A 20,551-nucleotide genomic window follows, 5' to 3' on the forward strand; every position below is an offset into this window, starting at 1 on the left:
TCCGTATCGTGGTCAGAGGTCCGGTGCATCGCCGGTCAGCCCGTTCCGAGCTCGTCGTCGAGAAGGCCGAACAGTTCCTCGGCGCTGGCGGTGCTGAGGTTCCCGTCGCCCGTCGCGGCGTCGCCGGCGTCGCCCTCGGTGTACGTCCACATCGACAGCAGCTCGCGCAGCCGGGCGGCGACGGCGGTGCGGTCGGTGTCGTCGGTGGCGACCGCGCGCATCACGGTCTCCAGCTTGTTCAGTTCGCCCAGCACGGACAGCGCGTTGGTGGTCCGTTCGGCCAGCAGCGCGCCGCGCAGGTGGGCGACCATCGCGCCGGTGGTCGGCCGGTCGTAGATCAGGGTGGACGGCAGGCGCAGCCCGGTGGCGGCGGCGAGCCGGTTGCGGAACTCCACCGCGGTCAGCGAGTCGAAGCCCAGCTCCACGAAGCCCTTCTCCTCGTCGATGTCGCGGATCGACGAGTAGCCGAGCACCGCCGCCGCGTGGGTGCGAACCAGGTCGGACAGCACCCGGTCGCGCTCCCCCTCGGCGGTGGCGGCGAGGGTGTCGCGCAGCGCGGTCGCCGCGTCGGCCGGCGCGACGGCCGACGCCGGGGCGGCCCCGGCCGCACGGACCAGGCCGTGCAGCAGCCGGGGAAGCGCCGGGCCGAGCCGGCCGAGCAGCCCGTGGTCCAGGTTCACCGGTACGACCACCGCGTCCCCGAACCGCAGCGCCTCGCTGAACAGCTCCATGCCCTCGTCGGCGTCGAGCGGGTGGAAGCCGGCGCGGCTCATCCGCTGCTCGTCGACGTGCCCCTGTGGCCCGCCGGGCTCGTCGGGGTTGGCCCACGGCCCCCACGCCATCGAGGTGACGGCCAGTCCGCTCGACCGACGGTGGTGGGCGAGCGCGTCGAGGAAGGCGTTCGCGGCGGCGTGGTTGGCCTGGCCGGGGCCGCCGAACAGCCCGGACGCGGAGGAGAACAGCACGAACGCGGCGAGGCCCAGCTTCTCGGTCAGCTCGTGCAGGTGCCAGGCGGCGTCCACCTTCGGCCCGAGGACGGTGTCGAACCGGGCCGGGGTGAGCGCCGGCAGCACCCCGTCGTCGAGGATGCCGGCGGCGTGCACGACGCCGACCAGCGGCCGGTCGGCGGGGATCTCGTCGAGCAGCACGGCGAGGGCGTCCCGGTCGGTGACGTCGGCGGCGACGACCTGGGCGGCGGCGCCGAGCGCGGTCAGCTCGGAGACGAGGTCCGCCGCGCCGGGCGCGTCGGCGCCGCTGCGGCTGACCAGCAGCAGGCGGGGCACCCCGTGCCGGGTGACCAGATGGCGGGCGACCAGCCGGCCGAGCACGCCGAAGGCCCCGGTGACCAGGACGGTGCCGGCGGACAGGTCGGGTGCCGGCCGGTCCTGCGGCGGTGGTCCGACCCGCACCAGCCGGGGCGCCCGTAGCTGCCCGGCCCGCACGGCGAGCTGCGGTTCCCCGGTGGCCAGGGCGGCCGGCAGCGCGACCACCGAACGGGGGTCGTCGTCGAGGTCGAGCAGCACGAACCGGCCGGGGTTCTCCGACTGGGCGGAACGGACGAGGCCCCACGCCGTGGCGGCGGGCAGGTCGGCGGGCCGCTCGTCGTCGACGCTGACCGCGCCCCGGGTGACGACGACGAGCCGGGAGTCCGCCAGTGGTTCCCGACGGAGCCAGTCCTGCGCCAACGCCAGCGTCTCGTGGGTGACCAGGTGCGCGGACCGCGCGGGGCTCGGCTCGTCGGCGCGTCCCCCCACGAGGACGGCGACCACCGCGTCGGGGACGGCCGCCCCGGCGGTCACGGCTGCCTCGAGTTCGGCCAGGTCGCGGTACGCCTCGATGCCCGGCCAGCCCTCGGCGTCGCCGAGCACGGCGATGTGGGCGGGTCGGTCCGTCCCCGGTTCGGGGGCGACCCAGTCGAGCCGGTGCAGCGACCGGTTGGCCGTGCGACGGGCCGCGTTGAGCTGGTCGGAGCTGATCGGCCGCAGCACGAGGGCGTCGAGGGAGGCGACGGGCGTGCCGCCGGTGTCGGTGACGGTCGCCGCCACCGACCCCTCGGTCGCGGTGAGCCGCACCCGCAGTTCGCGGGCCCGGGTGGGCTGGACGTCCAGCCCGGTCCAGGAGAACGGCAGCCCGGGCTGCGCCGCACCGGGCCGGGTCGGGGCATCCGCGGCGCGGTCGAGGGCGCTGGCGCCGATGGCGTGCAGGGCAGCGTCGAGCAGCGCCGGGTGCACCGAGAACGGGACGGTGTCGGTGGCGGCGGAGTCGTCGAACGCCACCTCGGCCAGGATGTCGTCGCCGTGTCGCCAGGCGGCGCGCAGCGCCCGGAAGACGGGGCCGTAGTGGTAGCCCTGGTCGGCGAGGTGCGAGTAGAGCGTGTCCAGCGGGATCGGTTCGGCGTCGGCGGGCGGCCAGGCGCCGGTCGGGGCCACGGTCACCGCCCGGGTGGGGGCGAGCAGGCCGGTGGCGTGCCGCTGCCACTGTCGGGCCGTCGCCGGCCGGTCGGCTCCGTCGTCGACACACGAGTGGACGGTCACCTGCCGGCAACCGTCGCCGTCGGCCGGACCGACGCGGACCCGCAGGTCGACGCCGCCGGCCTGCGGGACGACGAGCGGCGCCTCCAGCACCAGTTCCGCCACGTGGGCGGTGTCCACCGTCCGACCGCTCCAGGACGCCAACTCGACCAGGGCGGTGCCGGGCAGCAGCACGGTGCCGAGCACGGCGTGGTCGGCCAGCCACGGGTGGCTGCCGAGCGAGATCCGCCCGGTGAGCAGCAGGCCGTCGTCGCCGGGCAGGTCGGCCACGGCGCTGAGCAACGGGTGGTCCACGGCGTCGAGACCCACGGACGGCAGTCCGGCCCGACCGGTTCCGCCCCGGGCGAGCCAGTACCGGTCCCGCGCGAACGGGTAGGTGGGCAGGTCGACCGTCGGCGTCGGGGTGAGGACCGTCGTCCAGTCGACGGGCAGACCGATCGCGTGGGCGGTGGCCAGGCTGGTCAGCAGTCGTTGCGGGTCGTCGTCGCCCCGGCGCAGGGTGCCCAACGCGTGACCGGACGCCCCGGCGTCGTCCAGGATCGCCGTGATCGGCATCGTCAGCACCGGATGCGCCGACACCTCCACGAAGCTCGTGTGTCCGGCCTCGATCGCCACCCGCACCGCCGCGTCGAACCGCACCGGGTTCCGCAGGTTCTCGTACCAGTAGGTGCCGTCCAGCACCGACGGATCAGCCCACTCACCCGTCAACGTCGACACCATCGGCGTGTGCCCGACCTGCGGGGCGAGGCCCGCCAGATCCGCCAGCATCCGCTCCCGGATCTGCTCCACCGCCGGCGAGTGCGACGCGTAGTTGAACCGGATCGGCCGCGCCCGCACCCCCTGCGCCCGGCAGGTGTCGACCAACTCCGCCACCTGCCGCGGCGGACCCGACACCACGACCATGCCCGGCCCGTTCACCACCCCGACCACCACGTCGGGGAAGTCCACCAACCGGGCCGCGACCTCCTCGGCGGGCAGGTCCACCGCCGCCATCGCCCCCGTACCCGCGAGCCCCGCCAACGCCCGAGCCCGCAGAATCACCGCCCGCGCCGCGTCCTCCAGCGACAGCACACCGGCCACACACGCCGCCGCGATCTCACCCTGCGAATGGCCGATCAGAAGCCGTGGCACCACTCCAGCCGAACGCCACACCTGCGCCAGAGCGACACCGACCGCGAACAGAACCGGCTGCAACACCTCCACCCGGTCCAGCCACGACTCGTCGTCGCCGGTCAGCACCGAGACGATGTCCACGTCCAGGTACGCCGCGAACGCCCGCTGACACTCCGCCAGCCGCGCGTCGAACACCGGGCACCGACCCACCAGACCAGCGGCCATCCGCACCGACTGACCACCCTGCCCCGGGAACACGAACACCACCCCGGGCCCCGCGTCACCGGCCACACCCGACACCACGTTCGTCGCCGACGCTCCGGTCGCCAGCGCGTCCAGCCCGGACAGCAGGTCGTCCGTGCCCGTCCCGACCACCGCGGCGCGGTGTTCCAGCGCGGCCCGGGTGGTGGCGAGGGACCAGGCCACGGCCGCCGGGGCGAGCCCGTCGTTCTCGCGGACGCGTCGGGCGAGCCGTTGCGCCTGGTCGCGCAGCGCCGGGGCGGACCGGGCGGACAGCGGCCAGATCAGCGGCTCCGCCCCGACCAGCCCGGTCCCGGACCCGTCGGTGGCGGGTACGTCGGGCTCCGCCTCGTCCGCCGGCTGCTCGACGATGACGTGGGCGTTGGTGCCGGAGATGCCGAACGACGACACCGCCGCCCGACGCGGCCGGTCCACCGCCGGCCACGGGCACGCCTCGGTCACCAACTCCACCGCACCGGCCGACCAGTCGATGTGCGGCGACGGCTCGTCCACGTGCAGCGTCGCCGGCACGAGACCGTGCCGCATCGCCTGCACCATCTTGATCACGCCCGCCACGCCGGCCGCGGCCTGCGTGTGCCCGATGTTCGACTTGATCGACCCCAATAGCAGCGGTACGTCCCGGCCCTGCCCGTACGTGGCCAGCAGCGCCTGCGCCTCGATCGGATCCCCGAGTGTGGTGCCGGTCCCGTGCGCCTCGACCACGTCCACGTCGGACGTGGACAGTCGAGCACTGGCGAGGGCCTGCCGGATCACCCGTTGCTGCGACGGGCCGTTCGGCGCGGTCAACCCGTTCGACGCGCCGTCGGAGTTCACCGCGCTGCCCCGCACCACCGCCAACACCACCCGACCGTTACGCCGCGCGTCGGACAGCCGCTCCACGAGCAGCATGCCCACGCCCTCGGACCAGCCGGTGCCGTCGGCTGCGGCGGCGAACGACTTGCACCGCCCGTCGGTGGACAGGCCGCCCTGCCGGGAGAACTCGGCGAAGGTGTCCGGGGTGGCCATCACCGCGACGCCGCCGGCGAGGGCGAGGTCGCACTCGCCCCGGCGCAGCGCCTCGCCGGCCAGGTGCAACGCCACCAGTGACGACGAGCAGGCGGTGTCGACGGTGACGGCGGGCCCTTCCAGCCCGAGGGTGTACGACACCCGGCCGGAGATGATGCTGTGCGCCCCACCGGTCATCAGGTAGCCCTCGGTGCCCTCCGGCACCTCGGTCAACCCGGTGCCGTAACCGGAGGTGGACGCACCGACGTACACCCCGGTGCGGGTGCCCATGAGGCCGGTGGGGTCGAGTCCGGCCCGCTCCAGGACCTCCCAGGACGCCTCCAGGGTGAGTCGCTGCTGGGGGTCCATGGCCAGGGCTTCGCGCGGCGAGATGCCGAAGAACGCCGGGTCGAACCCGGTCGCGTCGTAGAGGAATCCGCCGGCCGGGGTGTAGCCACCGTCGGGGGCGGGCACGGCCCAGCCCCGGTCGGTGGGGAACGGACCGATGGCATCGACGCCCTCGGTGACCAGCCGCCACAGTTCCTCGGGGCTGCCGGAGCCGCCGGGGTAACGGCAGGCCATGCCGACGATCGCGATCGGTTCGTCGGTGCCGACGGCGACCGTGGGCGCGGCAGGCAGGACGGCGTCCGCGCCGAACGCCGTCTCCCGCAGGTGCCGCGCCAGGGCGGCCGGGGTGGGGTGGTCGAAGACCAGGGTGGACGGCAGTCGCAGCCCGGTGACCTCGTTCAGCTTGGTGCGGAAGTCCACGGCGGTGAGCGAGTCGAAGCCGAGTTCCTTGAACGGCCGACCGCGCAGGTCGTCCGGGGTGGCGTGGCCGAGCACCCGGGCGGTCTGCGCGTTGACGATCCGGAGCAGTTCCCGCTCCTGCTCGGCCTCGGACAGGTCGACCAGGGCGCGCAGCGCCTCGGTCGTGCCGGCCGGCGCGGCGGCGGATTCCGCCTCGGCCTCCGCGAGCGCCCGCACCTGCGGCAGCTCGGACAGCAGCGGGCTGGGCCGGGTGAGGGTGAACGCCGGGTGGAAGCGGCTCCAGTCGACGTCGGCGACGGTGACGGCGGGGGTGGGCCGGTGCATCGCCCGGTCCAGGGCGACCAGGGCCCGCTGCGGGTCGATGGTGGGCAGGCCCATCCGGTGCAGTTGCTCGGTGGCGGTGTTCTTGGCAGCCATGCCGTCGGTGCCGCCCCACGCCGTCCAGGCGACGGCGGTGGCGGCGAGCCCCCGTTCACGGCGGTTCACCGCGAGCGCGTCGAGCAGCGAATTACCGGCGCCGTACGCGCACTGACCGGCGCTGCCCCACGTCCCGGAGACCGACGAGAAGAGCAGGAACGCGGCGAGCGGCCGGTCGGCCAGGCACTCGTCGAGGTGCAGTGCGCCGAGCACCTTCCCGGCGACGACGTGGGAGAACTCGTCGAGGGTGGTGCCGGTGAGCGGGGTGAGCTGGTCGGTGCCGGCGGCGTGCACCACCACGGTCAGGTCGGGCAGCGAGTCCAGCAGCGCCGCGACGGCCTGCCGGTCCGTCATGTCGCAGGCGGCAGCGGTCACCCGTCCGTCGCCGTAGTCGTCAAGGAGGCCGGCCAGTCCGGGGGTGGCGGCGCCGCGGCGACCGACGAGGACGACCCGACGCGCACCTCGGTCGAGCAGCCAGCGGGTCACGTGGTTGCCGAGCGCACCCGTACCGCCGGTGACCAGGACGGTGCCGTCGGCCCACCAGTCCGTGGCCGGTCGGTGCGGGGCGGCGGCGGGGGTGAGGCGACGACCCCAGACGCCGCCGGAACGGATCGCGACCTGGTCCTCGCCGCTGCCGCCGGTGAGGACGGCGGCGAGCTGGCGCAGGACGGCGGCGTCGACGGTGACCGGCAGGTCGACCAGGCCACCCCACCGGTGTGGCTGTTCGACGGCGGCGGCCCGGCCGAGGCCCCAGACCAGGTTCTGTAGCGGGTTTTCCAGCCGGTCGGCGGGTCCGGCCTTGACCGCCCCGCTGGTCACGCACCAGACGGGCGCGTCGAGGTCGAGATCGGTGAGGGCCTGCACGAGCAGGAGGGTGGTGGCGGCGGCGACGGTCGTGCCGGGGTGGGCGGGCAGCAGCCGGTCCTGCCCCGCGACGAGGTGCAGCACCCCGCCGACCGGCTGGTCGGCGACGGCCGTCCGCAGCCGGTCGGCGAGCGCCACCCGGTCCAGGTCGTCGGCGTCGACCCGCAGCACCGTCGGTTCGTCGCCGCCGGCCCGGAACAGGCCGACCAGGTCGTTCTCCCACGTCGGGGCGGCGTCCGCCGGCAGCACCAGCAGCCAGCGGCCCACCGGGCGGTCCGCCCCGGCGACCGGCACCGGCTGCCACGCCACCTGGTACGTCCAGGCGTCCGCCACCGAGCTGTCGTGCCGGTTGCGCCGCCAGGCGGCGAGGACGGGCAGCGCGGGCAGCAGGGTCCGCACCGGATCGTCGTCGCCGGCCGGGTCGCCGCCGAACTGGTCGCGCAGCGCGTCGACGTCGGCCTGCTCGACGGCCGACCAGAACGCCGCGTCCTCGGTGACGACCTCGCCGACCGGGGCGGCCGGGGGCGGTTCGGGCCAGAACCGCTCAGCGCGGAACGCGTACCGGGGCAGCGGGACGCGTCGCGGGTCGACGCCGGTGAAGAGGTGCCGCCAGCCGACCGACACCCCGGCGACGTGCAGTTCGGCGAGTGCGGTGAGCAGGGCGGCCGGTTCGGGGCGGTCCCGGCGCAGCAGCGCCACGGCGGCCGTCGGATCGTCGTCGGCGCCGAGGACGTCCCGGGTCAGCGCGGTGAGCACGCCGCTCGGCCCGACCTCCAGGAAGGTGCCGACGCCGAGGGTGCGCAGCCGTTCGACGCCGTCGGCGAAGCGGACGGCCTCGCGGACGTGCCGCACCCAGTACTGCGGGGTACGGATCTCGTCGGCGTCGGCGAGCCCGCCGGTCAGGTTGGAGACGATGGGCAGGGTGGGAGCGCCCAGCTCCAGCCGGCCCACCACGGCGGCGAAGTCGGCGAGCATGGGTTCCATGAGCGGGCTGTGGAAGGCGTGGCTGACCCGCAGCCGCCGGGTGCGCAGCTGCCGGTCGGTGAAGACCCGCTCCACCTCGGCGACGGCGTCGGCCGCGCCGGAGACCACCACGGCGGCGGGACCGTTGACGGCGGCCACCCCGACGGGGCCGTCGATGCCGGCGAGGACGGCGTCGACCTCGTCCCTCCCGGCGGCGACGGAGAGCATGGCCCCGCCGGTGGGCAGTTGCTGCATGAGCCGGCCCCGGGCGGCCACCAGCTCGGCGGCGTCGGGCAGGGACAGCACTCCGGCGACGTGGGCGGCGACCACCTCGCCGATGGAGTGACCCATCAGCACGTCGGGGGTGACCTGCCAGGCTTCCAGCAGCCGGTACAGCGCCACCTCGACGGCGAAGAGCCCGGCCTGGGTGTAGAGGGTCTGGTCGAGCAGGTCGGCGGCGTCGGTGCCCGGTTCGGCGGCGAGCACCGGTCCGAGCGGGCGCGGCAGGTGTGGATCGAGCGCGGCGCAGACCTCGGCGAGCGCGCGGGCGAACACGGGGAACGTCGCGGCGAGTTCCCGGCCCATGGCGGGGCGTTGGGCGCCCTGACCGGAGAAGAGGAACGCGAGCTGCCCGACCCGGGGGCCGGCACCCACGACGGTGCCGGCACCGGCCTCTCCGTCGGCGAGGGCACGCAGGTCACGCAGCAGACCGGCGCGGTCGGTGGCGAAGACGACGGCCCGGTGTTCCAGGGCGGCCCGGGTGGTGACCGAGGACCAGCCGATGTCGACCGGCCCGGCGTCGGCGACGACGGGATCGGCGTCGAGCCAGTCGGCCCAGCGGCCGGCCTGGGCGGCGAGTCCGACGTGGTCGCGGGCGGAGATCAGCACGGGTACGAGCCCGGCGGTCGTCACCGGGGCCGGACCGGTCGCCACCGTCGGTTCTCCCGCACCGCCTGCCGCGGCGGTCCCGGCGTCCTCGGTCGCGGTCCCGGCGGACCCGGTGACGGTGGTGGCATCGCCGGTGGCGGCAGCCGGGGCCCCCGCCGGGGGTTCCTCGATGATCACGTGGGCGTTGGTGCCGCTCATCCCGAACGAGGAGACACCCGCGCGGCGGGGCTGTCCCCCCGCCGGCCAGGGCTGCGCCTCGGTGAGCAGCGACACCGCGCCGGCGGTCCAGTCCACGTGCGGGGTGGCCTCGTCGACGTGCAGGGTGGCCGGCAGCGTGCCGTGCCGCAGGGCCATCACCATCTTGATCACCCCGGCGACGCCGGCCGCCGCCTGGGTGTGGCCGATGTTCGACTTCACCGAACCCAACCAGAGCGGCCGGTCGGCGGGACGGCCCTGCCCGTACGTGGCCAGCAGGGCGGTGGCCTCGATCGGATCGCCGAGGCTGGTGCCGGTGCCGTGTGCCTCGACGGCGTCCACGTCGGCCGGGGTGAGCCGGGCACTGGCCAGGGCCTTGAGCACCACCCGTTGCTGGGACGGGCCGTTGGGGGCGGTCAGGCCGTTGGAGGCGCCGTCCTGGTTGACCGCGCTGCCACGGACCACGGCGAGCACCGGGTGGCCGTTGCGTCGTGCGTCGGAGAGTCGCTCGACGAGCAGGACGCCGACGCCCTCGCCCCATCCGGTGCCGTCGGCGGCCCCGGCGAACGCCTTGACCCGGCCGTCGGCGGCGAGGCCACGCTGCCGGGAGAAGCCGACGAAGGCGGCCGGGGTGGACATGACGGTGGCGCCGCCGGCCAGCGCGAGGGAGCACTCGCCCTGCCGGAGGGCGTGGCAGGCCAGGTGCAACGCGACCAGCGACGACGAGCAGGCCGTGTCGACGGAGACGGCCGGTCCCTCGATGCCGAGCACGTACGAGATCCGGCCGGAGACGACGCTCGCGGCGGTGCCGGTGAGGACGTACCCCTCGACGCCGGGCGGGGGCGACTGGAGCAGCGCCGCGTAGTCCTGGCCGGTGGTGCTGGCGAAGACGCCGACCTGGTGGCCGCGGAGCGTGACGGGGTCGATGCCGGCGTGCTCGAACGCCTCCCAGGAGGTTTCCAGCAGCAGTCGCTGCTGCGGGTCCATGCCCAGCGCCTCGCGGGGCGAGATGCCGAAGAAGCCGGCGTCGAACTCGGTGGCCGAGTCGAGGAATCCGCCCTGCCCGACGTAGGAGGTGCCGGGGTGGTCGGGGTCGGGGTGGATCAGCCGCTCGAGGTCCCAGCCGCGGTCGCTGGGGAAGTCGGAGATCGCGTCGTCTCCGGCGTCGACCAGCCGCCAGAGGTCCTCGGGCGAACGCACGCCGCCGGGGAACCGGCAGCCGATGCCGACGATGGCGATGGGTTCCCGGTGCGTCGCCTCCAGTTCCCCGAGTTTCCTCTTCGTCTGGTGGAGGTCCGCGGTCACCCATTTCAGGTATTCCCGGAGAGTGTCTTCAGCCGCCATTAGCGCCACCTTTTCGGGCCGGAGGAACCAGGCGACCCAATACCGTCCACATAAGGACCGGGCCGCAGCACCACAGCCCGTCGAACCCGACCACTAATTGCAATGAACAACAGCTCTGCGCGCCAACTGTGTCTTACTTACCGGAGGAAGGTAATTGTCGGCTGACGGCGGTCACAACCCCTAGGGTGCCCCTACGGCCGCCCCTACCTGGGCTTCGGCGGGGACCGGCCGCAGGCTGGGCCGGGGCCGCCGCGCTCCGGTCCGGTGCGGCGGCCCGGCGGGGCCGGCGGCGACGGGCGTGAGCGCCCTGCGCGACCGGCCCCGTGGGGGCACCGGACAATGGTCGGACGGCCGATTCAGCGGGGGCCGCTCTCACCACCGGGACCGCCGAGCTCCCGGTGGATGAATTCGAACAGCTCGGCGTCGCTGGCCCCGTCGAGGGTCGGCGCCGCCGGTGCCTCGGCGGGTCGGTCGTCGCCCCAGCGGGCGAGGAACGCCTGCATCTGCACCAGCAGTTTCTGCCGGGTCAGCGGGTCCGGTGCGCTGGCGGCGAAGGCTCCGTCGAGCTTGTCCAGTTCCGACAGCAGGCCGGTGGTGTCGACGACACCGTCCGCCACGACGAGGGTGCGCAGGTGGCGGGCGAGCGCCAGCGGGGTCGGGTAGTCGAACACCACGCTGGCCGGCAGGGTGACCCCGGTGGCCGCCCGGAGCCGGTTGCGAAGCTGGACGGCGGTCATCGAGTCGAAGCCGACCTCCCGGAACGCCCGCGCCGGGCCGAGTTCCCCGGTGCCGGGGAGGCCGAGCACCGCGGCGGCGTGGGTGGTGACGAGTTCGACCAGGGCGAGGTCGCGTTCGGTGTCCGACAGCGGTCGGAGCCGTTCGCGCAGCGCGTCCGCCGCCCCGTCGTCGGCTGGCTCGGCGTCGTGCAGGGTGCGCAGCGCCTCCCGTGCCTCGGGGAGTTCGTCGAACAGCGGTCGGGACCGGACGGCGGCGATCGCCGGAACGAACCGGTCCCACCGCACGTCGGCCACCACCACCTGGGCACCGTCGGCCACCGCCTGGCGCAGCGCAGCGGTGGCCAGGTCGGGTGCCATGCCGGGCAGGCCGCGTCGGCTCAGCTGTTCCAGGTCGGCGTCGGTGGGGCCGTCGGCCCGGGGACCGAACGCCACCGACGCGACCGGCAGGCCGGCCCGCTGCCGGTTCGCGGCGAGCACCTGTAGCAGGGCGTCGCCGGCCGCCTGGCCGGACCGCCCGCCGGAGCCCCACACCCCGGAGGTGGACGAGCAGAGCACCAGCGCTCCGAGGGACCGGGCCTCCAGTTCGTCGGCGTACCGGGGGATGTCGCCGACGGTGGCGACGAGGTCGGCGGCGAGGTCCGCGAGGGTCAGCTCCGCCAACGGCACGGTGCCGGTGTCCGCCGGCACGTGCAGCAGGGCGGTGACGGGCCGGCCGTCGGCGGCGAGCTGTGCCATCCGGTCGGTGAGCTTCCCGCCGGCCGGCTGGTCCAGCGGCACCACCGTCGCGCCTTCCCGGTCCAGCCAGTCCGTGGCGTGCCCGGTGTCGGCCACGCCGGTGACCAGGACGGTGCCCCGGGGCGTCCAGCCGGTGCCGTCGGCCGGGCCGGAGGCCCGGACCAGCCGCCGCGCGTACACCCCGGCGGCGCGGACCGCGAGCTGGTCCTCGCCCTCGGTGTTGGTCAGCGCGGCGACCAACGTGCCGCCGAGATCCCCGGTGATCGTGGCGGGCAGGTCGACGAGACCGCCGACGTGCCGGGGGTGTTCCAGGGCGGCGGTCAGGCCGAGGCCCCAACTGGTGGCCTGCCACGGCGAGGTGGCCGGTTCGTCGTCGGTGGCGACGGCCCCGGCGGTGGCCAGCCACAGTGGCAGCGGTGGGGCGTTCTCCCCGCCGGTGTGGGCCTGTAGGAGCAGCAGGTTCGCCGCGAGCCCGGCCGGCAGGGCGTCCTGGCCCGGGTGCGGCGCCTCGTCGAGGGCGAGCAGCGACAGCAGCGCGGTCGGCTGGTGCGCGGCGCAGGCCCGGGCGAGGTCGGCGGCGAGTCCGTCCCGGTCGGCGGTCGCCGGGTCCACCGTGAGCAGGTGCACGGTGGCCCCGCCGGCGCGCAGCGCGTCGGCCACCGTCGCGGCCGCCTCCCGGGGCGGTGCGACGAGCAGCCAGCTGCCCGGGTCGCCGCCGGTGAGCCGCCGGGGCCGCCAGGTGATCCGGTACCGCCAGCCGCTGAGGGTGCCGTCCCGGTGTTGCCGGCGCCGCCACGACTCCAACTCGGGAAGCAGGTCCCGGAGCGGTTGGCTGGTGTCGATGCCGAGCCGATCGAGATCACCGTCGGTGACCGCGCGCCAGAACTCGGTGTCGGCCCGGTCCGCGGTCAGCGGGGCGGTCAGGGTGGGCCAGTACCGCTGCGGCTGGAAGGCGTACGTGGGCAGTTCCGGCAGGTCGCGTGGGGCGGGCCGGGGCCCGGCGAGCGGGGTGAGCAGGGCCGCCCAGTCCACGTCGCGGCCGGCCGCGTACCGGGTGGTGAGGGCGGTGAGCAGGGCGGTCACCTCCGGCACGCCGGCCTGCAGGGTCGCCACGGCGACGGCGTCGTCGGGGAGCAGGTCGGCGTTCATCGCGGTGAGCACGGCGGCGGGGCCGACCTCCAGGAAGGTGTCCACCCCCGCCGTGCGCAGGGCGGCGATCCCGTCGGCGTAGCGGACGGTCTCGCGCACGTGGCGTACCCAGTACGCGGAGGTGCGGATCTCGTCGGGGTCGGCGAGCGCCCCCGTCAGGTTGGACACGACCGGGATCAGTGGGGCGGCGAAGGACAGTCCGGCGAGGACGCTGCGGAACTCGTCGAGCATCGGTTCCATCAGCGGGCTGTGGAACGCGTGGCTGACCGTGAGCCGACGGGTCCGTACGCCCCTGCCCCGCCAGGCCCGCTCGATGCCGTCGAGGGCGCCGAGGGCGCCGGACACCACCACGGAGGTGGGCCCGTTGACGGCCGCGATCCCCACGTCGGTCCGGCCGGCGAGCGAGGCGACGACGTCGTCCTCGGGCGCGTTCACGGCCAGCATCCCGCCACCGCCCGGCAGCGCCTGCATGAGGCGGCCCCGGGCCGCGACCAACGTGCAGGCGTCGGGCAGCGACAGCACCCCGGCCACGTGGGCGGCGGTGATCTCCCCGACCGAGTGCCCACCGACGAGGTCCGGCACGACGCCGAAGGACTCCACCAGTCGGAACAGGGCCACCTCGACGGCGAACAGCCCGGCCTGGGTGAACGCCGTCTGGTCCAGCAGCCCCGCCTGCGGCGAGCCCGCGTCGGCGAACAGCACCTCCGTCAGCGGCTGCGGCAGCAGCGGGTCCAGGTGTCCGCACACCTCGTCCAGGGCGGCGGTGAACACCGGGAAGGTGTCGTACAGCTCCCGACCCATGCCGGCGCGCTGCGCGCCCTGACCGGAGAAGAGGACGGCGGTGCCGCCCGTGACTGCCGGGGCGGCCGGGACGAGCGCCGGATGCGTACCGCCGGTGGCGAGGGCCCGCAGCGCCGCGAGCCGGGTCTGCGGGTCGGCGGCGACGACCGCCGCCCGGTGGGTCAGGTGCGCCCGCCCCTCGGCCAGCGCCCAGGCCACCGCCCCGGCGTCGGGTTGGTCGTCCGGGTGGGCGGTCGGGTCGAGCCGGCGGGCCAGGCGGTCGGCCTGGGCGCGCAGTCCGGCGGCCGTGGCGGCGGAGACGGGCCACGGCAGCGTCGCGACGGCGGGGGCGGGCGGGTCGCTGGGGTCGTCCGCGGGTGCCTGTTCGAGGATCACGTGGGCGTTGGTGCCGCTGATGCCGAACGAGGAGACACCGGCCCGGCGGGGGCGGCCGTCGGCGTCCCACGGCCGTGCCTCGGTGAGCAGCGCCAGCGGACCGGACGCCCAGTCGACGTGCGGGGTCGGCTCGTCGGCGTGCAGGGTCGCCGGGAGCGTCCCGTGCCGCAACGCGAGCACCATCTTGATCAGGCTGGCCGCGCCGGCGGCGGCCTGGGTGTGACCGATGTTCGACTTGACCGACCCCAGCCACAGCGGCCGGTCGGCGGGTCGGCCCGGCCCGTACGCGGCGATCAGCGCCTGCGCCTCGATGGGGTCGCCGAGGGTGGTGCCGGTGCCGTGTGCCTCGATCACGTCGATGTCGGACGGTGCCAGGCCCGCGTTGGCCAACGCGTGCCGGATGACCCGCTGCTGCGCGGGCCCGTTGGGGGCGGTCAGCCCGTTGGACGCGCCGTCCTGGTTGACGGCGCTGCCGCCGACGACGGCCAGGATGCGCCGGCCGTCGCGCCGCGCGTCGGAGAGCCGTTGCAGCAGCAGGACGCCCACGCCCTCCCCCCAGCCGGTGCCGCCCGCGCCCGCGCCGAACGCCTTGACCCGCCCGTCGGCGGCGAGGCCGCGTTGCCGGGAGAACTCCAGGAAAGCCCCCGGGGTGCTCATCACGGTCACGCCGCCGGCCAGCGCCAGGTCGCACTCCCCCGACCGCAGGGACTGGGCGGCCAGGTGCAGCGCGACCAGCGACGAGGAGCAGGCCGTGTCCACGGTGACCGCCGGCCCGTGCAGACCGAACGAGTACGCCAGCCGCCCGGAGACCACCGAGGCGCCGTTGCCGGTGGCCTGGTAACCCTCCACCTCGGATCGGGCACCCAGGAGCAGGGTGGCGTAGTCCTGCCCGTTGGTGCCCATGAACACGCCGGTGGCGGAGCCGCGTACCCCCTGCGGGTCGAGGCCGGCCCGTTCGAAGGCCTCCCAGGTGGTGTGCAGCAGCAGCCGCTGCTGCGGGTCCATCGCGAGGGCCTCACGCGGGTTGACGCCGAAGAACGCGGCGTCGAAGTCCGCCACGTCGGCGAGGAATCCGCCGCTGCGGGTGTAGCTGGTGCCCACCCGCTCAGGGTCGGTGTCGAAGAGGGCGTCGAGGTCCCAGCCCCGGTCGGTGGGCATCGGGGTGACCGCGTCCACGCCGTCGACCAGCAGCTGCCACAGTTCCTGCGGGGAGGACACCCCACCGGGGAACCGGCAGGCCATCGAGACGATGGCGATCGGTTCGTCGGCCGGTGGCCGGACCACGGTCGCACCGGCCGTCGCGGCGTCGTCGGCGACGCCGGCCACCAGTCCGGCACGTAGGAAACGGGCCAGTTCCGCCGCCGACGGGTGGTCGAAGACGACGGTGGACGGCAGGGTCAGCCCGGTGGTCCGGCCCAGCCGGTCGCGGAGCTGCACGGCGGCGAGGGAGTCGAAGCCGAGTTCCCGGAACGCCCGCCCGGCCGGCACCTGATCGGTGGAGGTGTGGCCGAGCACGGCGGCCGCCTCCGCGCGTACCAGGTCGGTCAGGAGCGTCTCCTGGCCGGTGGCCGGTAGTGCGGCGAGGCGGGCCCGCAGCCCGTCGGTGGCCGCGTCGGTCCGGGGCTGTTGCGCTCCGGTGGGGGCCGGGGCCACCCGGTCGAAGAGGTGGCTGGGGCGGGCGGCGGTGAACGCGGCGACGAACCGGGTCCAGTCCACGTCGGTGACGACGGGAGCGGCCTCCGGGGCGTTGACCCAGCGGCCCAGCGCGGCGAGGGCGGCGTCGGGCGCGAGCGGGGTGAAGCCGCGTCGGCGCAGCCCGTCGGCGGTCTCCCCGGCGGCCATGCCGTCGTCGGCCCACGGGCCGTAGGCCAGCGCGGTGGCGGGCCGGTCGGCGGCCCGGCGGGCGGCGACGAGGGCGTCGAGCAGGGCGTTGCCGGCCGCGTAGCCGGCCTGCCCGCCACCGCCCCAGACGCCGGCCACGGAGGAGAAGACGACGAACGCGTCGAGGTCGCGGTCCTGGCAGGCGGCGTCCAGGTGGACGGCGCCAAGGACCTTGCCGGCCATGGTGTCCGCCAGGTCGGTGTCGGTCAGCTCGTACGCGGGGCTGGTCCCGCCGGACGCACCGGCGGTGTGCACGACGGCGGTGAGGGCGGGCAGGCCGGCGACCAGTGCGCTGACGGCCCCGGCGTCGGTGACGTCGCAGGCCACGATCCGGGCCGCCGCACCCAGTTCCCCGGCCAGCTCCCGCGCGCCGGGGGCGTCGGATCCACGGCGGGAGACGAGAACCACCTCGGTGGCCCCGTTGGCCAGCAACCAGCGGGCCACGTGACCACCCAGTGCCCCGGTGCCGCCGGTGACCAGCACCGTGCCCGACGGTCGCCAACCCGGTCCGGCCGGTGGGGCGGCGACCATCAGACGGCGACCGAAGACCCCGTTGCGTCGGACGGCGACCTGGTCCAGGGTGCCGTCGGCGAGCACGGCGACGAGCGCGGCGCGGGTGGTCCGGTCGGCGCGGGCCGGCAGGTCGACCAGGCCGCCCCAGCGGTCGGGCTGTTCCAGGGCGACGGCGCGGCCCAGGCCCCAGGTCGCTGCGGCCCAGATGTCCCCGGTCCGCTCGCCGGGGCCGGCCGCGATGGCGGACCGGCTGAGCGCCCACACCCGGCCCGGTAGACCGGTGTCGGTCAGGGCCTGGGTGAGGGTGAGCAGGACGACGGTGCCGGCGGGGACGCCGGGCGCGTGTGAAAGTGGACGGTCCTGGCGGGGCAGGACGCACAGGATGCCCGCCCAGCCGTCGGCGCCGGTGCGGCGGAGCCGCTCGCCCAGTTCCATCCGTCCGACGGTCGGCGCGACGGTGAGGGTGTCGACCTGCGCGCCGGCCTCGGTGAGTGTCTTCGCGACGCCCGCGTCGGTGCCGCCGGCCACGACGACCACCAGCCACCGGCCGGTCAGCCCGGTGGCCGGGGCCGGCCGGACCGGCTCCCAGCCGACCCGGTACGACCAGCCGTCCAGGGCGGTGTCGCGGGTGCGGGCGTGTCGCCAGGAGGTGAGGGCGGGCAGGGCCGGGGTCAGCGCGTCGATCGCCTCCTCGCCGAGCTGCCCCGCCAACGCGGTCAGGTCACCACGCTCGACAGCGGCCCAGAACTCCGCATCCGCACCATCGACCATGGTGTCCGGCGTGCGGGCAACAGGCTGCGGCCAGAACCGCTGATGCTGGAACGCGTACGTCGGCAGATCCACCCGCACCGCCCCGACACCGTCGAACCACCGCCCCCACATCACCTCGACACCACGAACATGCAACTCCGCCAACGCGGCAAGCAGCCCCTGCGCCTCCGACCGGTCCCGCCGCTGCACCGCCACCGCGAGAGTCGACTCCTCACCGGGCAGCGCGTCAGCGGTCAACGCGGTCAGCACACTCTGCGGACCGACCTCCACGAACGTGTCGACCCCGGCCGCCCGCAACGCGGCGACCCCGTCGGCGTACCGGACGGCCTCCCGCACATGCCGCACCCAGTAGTCGACCGTACGGATCTCGTCACCGTCGGCGAGCGCCCCGGTCACATTCGACACGACCGGCACCAGCGGCGCGGCGAAGGACAACGTCTCCAGGACGCCACGGAACTCGGCCAGCATCGGCTCCATCAACGGACTGTGGAACGCATGACTCACCGTCAACCGCCGGGTCCGCACCCCCCGCTCCCGCCAGACCCGCTCCACCTCGTCCAGGGTGGCGGCGGCACCGGACACCACCACCGAAGCCGGCCCGTTGACCGCGGCGATCCCCACCTCGCCCAGACCGGCGATCGAAGCCGCGACATCAGCCTCCGACGCAGCCACGGCCAGCATCCCACCACCAGCCGGCAACGCCTGCATCAACCGACCCCGCGCCGCCACCAACGCACACGCATCCGCCAACGACAGCACCCCGGCCACATGAGCGGCAGTGATCTCACCGACGGAGTGACCACCCACGAAGTCCGGGACGACCCCGAACGACTCCACGAGCCGGAACAACGCCACCTCAACCGCGAACAACCCCGCCTGCGTGAACACCGTCTGATCCAACAGACCCGCCTCCGGCGAGCCCGCCTCAGCGAACAACACCGACCTGAGCGGCTGCGGCAGCATCGGGTCCAGGTGTCCGCACACCTCATCCAGAGCCGCTGCGAACACCGGGAACACGCCGGACAACTCCCGACCCATCCCGGCACGCTGCGCACCCTGACCCGAGAACAGGACGGCGAGGTGGCCGCGTTCGGTGGCGGTGCCAGTGAGGACGGCCCCGGTGGGTTCACCGGAAGCCAAGGCGCGCAGTGCGGCGAGCAGGTCGTCACGATCGTCGGCGACCACCACGGCCCGCTGCTCCAACGCGGGACGGGTCGTCACCGACGACCACGCCACATCCACCGCACGCAGCGCCTCGTCACCGGCCAACCACCGCGCCCACCGACCAGCCTGGGCGGCGAGGGCGGCGTCGGTGCGCGCGGACAGCAGCACCGGCACGACCGGCGTCTGCCGCTCGACCACCGCACCGTCGATCACGGCCGGTGATGGTGGCTGCTCGATGATGACGTGGGCGTTGGTCCCGGAGATGCCGAACGACGACACCGCCGCGCGGCGCGGCCGGTCCACGGCCGGCCACGGCGTGGTCTCGGTGGCGAGGGCCACCGCACCGGCGGTCCAGTCGATGTGCGGGGACGGCTCGTCGACGTGCAGGGTGGGCGGGATCAGGCCGTGCCGGATGGCGAGGACCATCTTGATGACCCCGGCGACGCCGGCGGCGGCCTGGGTGTGTCCGATGTTCGACTTGATCGAGCCGAGCAGCAACGGTCGGTCGGCGGGCCGGTCCTGCCCGTAGGTGGCGAGCAGGGCCTGCGCCTCGATCGGGTCGCCGAGGGTGGTGCCGGTGCCGTGCGCTTCCACGACGTCGACCTGGGCGGGGGTGAGTCGGGCGTTGGCGAGGGCCTGCCTGATCACCCGCTGCTGCGACGGACCGTTCGGCGCGGTCAACCCGTTCGACGCACCGTCCTGGTTCACCGCAGTGCCCCGCACCACGGCCAGAATCCGCCGGCCGTCCCGCCGGGCGTCCGACAGCCGTTGCACCAGCAGCATGCCGACGCCCTCGCCCCAGCCGGTGCCGTCGGCGGACGCCGCGAACGACCTGCACCGGCCGTCGCGGGACAGACCCCGCTGCCGGGAGAACTCGATGAACGTGCCCGGCGTGGCCATCACCGTCACACCACCGGCCAGCGCCAGGTCACACTCCCCCGACCGCAGCGCCTGCGCGGCCAGGTGCAACGCCACCAACGACGACGAACACGCCGTGTCCACGGTGACCGCCGGACCTTCCAACCCGAACGTGTACGCCACCCGACCGGACAACACACTGCCCGACGTGCCGGTGCCGACGTAGCCCTCCACCTCGGCCGGGAGGTCCATCAGCTGGGTCGCCCAGTCGTGGTACATGACGCCGGCGAACACGCCGGTGCGGCTGCCCCGCAACCGCGCGGGGTCCACCCCGGCGGACTCGAACGTCTCCCAGGACGCCTCCAGCAGCAGCCGCTGCTGCGGATCCATCGCCAGGGCCTCACGCGGACTGATCCCGAAGAAACCGGGATCGAACTCGGCCGCCCCGTACAGGAAGCCCCCTTCCCGGGCGTACGACGTCCCGCTGTGGTCGGGGTCCGGGTCGAACAGCGACTCCAGGTGCCAGCCCCGGTCGGCGGGGAACTCCGAGATGCCGTCCCCGCCGCCGACCAGCAGGTCCCAGAGCTGCTCCGGGTTGTCCGCCCCACCCGGATACCGACAGGCCATACCCACGATCGCGATCGGCTCGTCGGTACCGGTGGTGGCGCTGACGGCCAGGTCCGACGCGGATCCGGTCACGCCGGTCAGCTCGGACCACAGGTGGTCGGCGAGCACGGCCGGGGTGGGGTGGTCGAACACCAGCGTCGAGGCCAGCCGCAGGCCGGTCGCCGCATTGATCCGGTTACGCAGATCCACCGCGGTCAGCGAGTCGAAGCCCAACTCCCGGAACGCCCGGTCGGCCGGCACTGCGCTCGCGTCACGGTGCCCGAGCACCTGCGCCACCAGGCCCCGGACCAGGCTGGCGAGCTGCGCCCGACCCTCATCCTCGGTGAGCCCCGCGAGCCGATCGGCCCAGCCGCCGCCACCCTGCCCGGCCTGCCGACGAGCGGTGGTCGCGCCGACGAGGGCACGCAGCATCGGTGGTACGAGGCTCCCGGCGGTGGCGGCCCGCAACGCGGTCAGGTCGATGGTTGCCGGCACCAGGACCGGGCGTCCCGCCGCGAGTGCGGCGTCGAACAGCGCCAACCCGGTCTCCACGCTCATCGGAGTCAGACCCGCACGAGCCGAACGAGCCCGATCACCCGCAGACACCGACGCCGCCATCCCCGCCGTGTCCCA

General features: G+C 75.0%; 2 protein-coding genes. Both read right to left on the reverse strand.

The window, feature by feature from the left end; genetic code table 11:
- Nucleotides 1-35 precede the first annotated feature (35 nt).
- Entirely contained in the window at nucleotides 36-10,337 is a 10,302-nt protein-coding gene (locus GA0070616_RS01605; RefSeq protein WP_425412914.1) for a type I polyketide synthase, read from the reverse strand.
- Nucleotides 10,338-10,684: 347 nt separating this feature from the next.
- A complete protein-coding gene (locus tag GA0070616_RS01610) occupies nucleotides 10,685-20,476 on the reverse strand; it encodes a type I polyketide synthase (RefSeq protein ID WP_245712924.1) in 9,792 nt (3,263 codons plus the stop codon).
- Nucleotides 20,477-20,551: the final 75 nt, after the last annotated feature.

Source organism: Micromonospora nigra (assembly GCF_900091585.1).
In the GTDB taxonomy this organism is placed as follows: domain Bacteria; phylum Actinomycetota; class Actinomycetes; order Mycobacteriales; family Micromonosporaceae; genus Micromonospora; species Micromonospora nigra.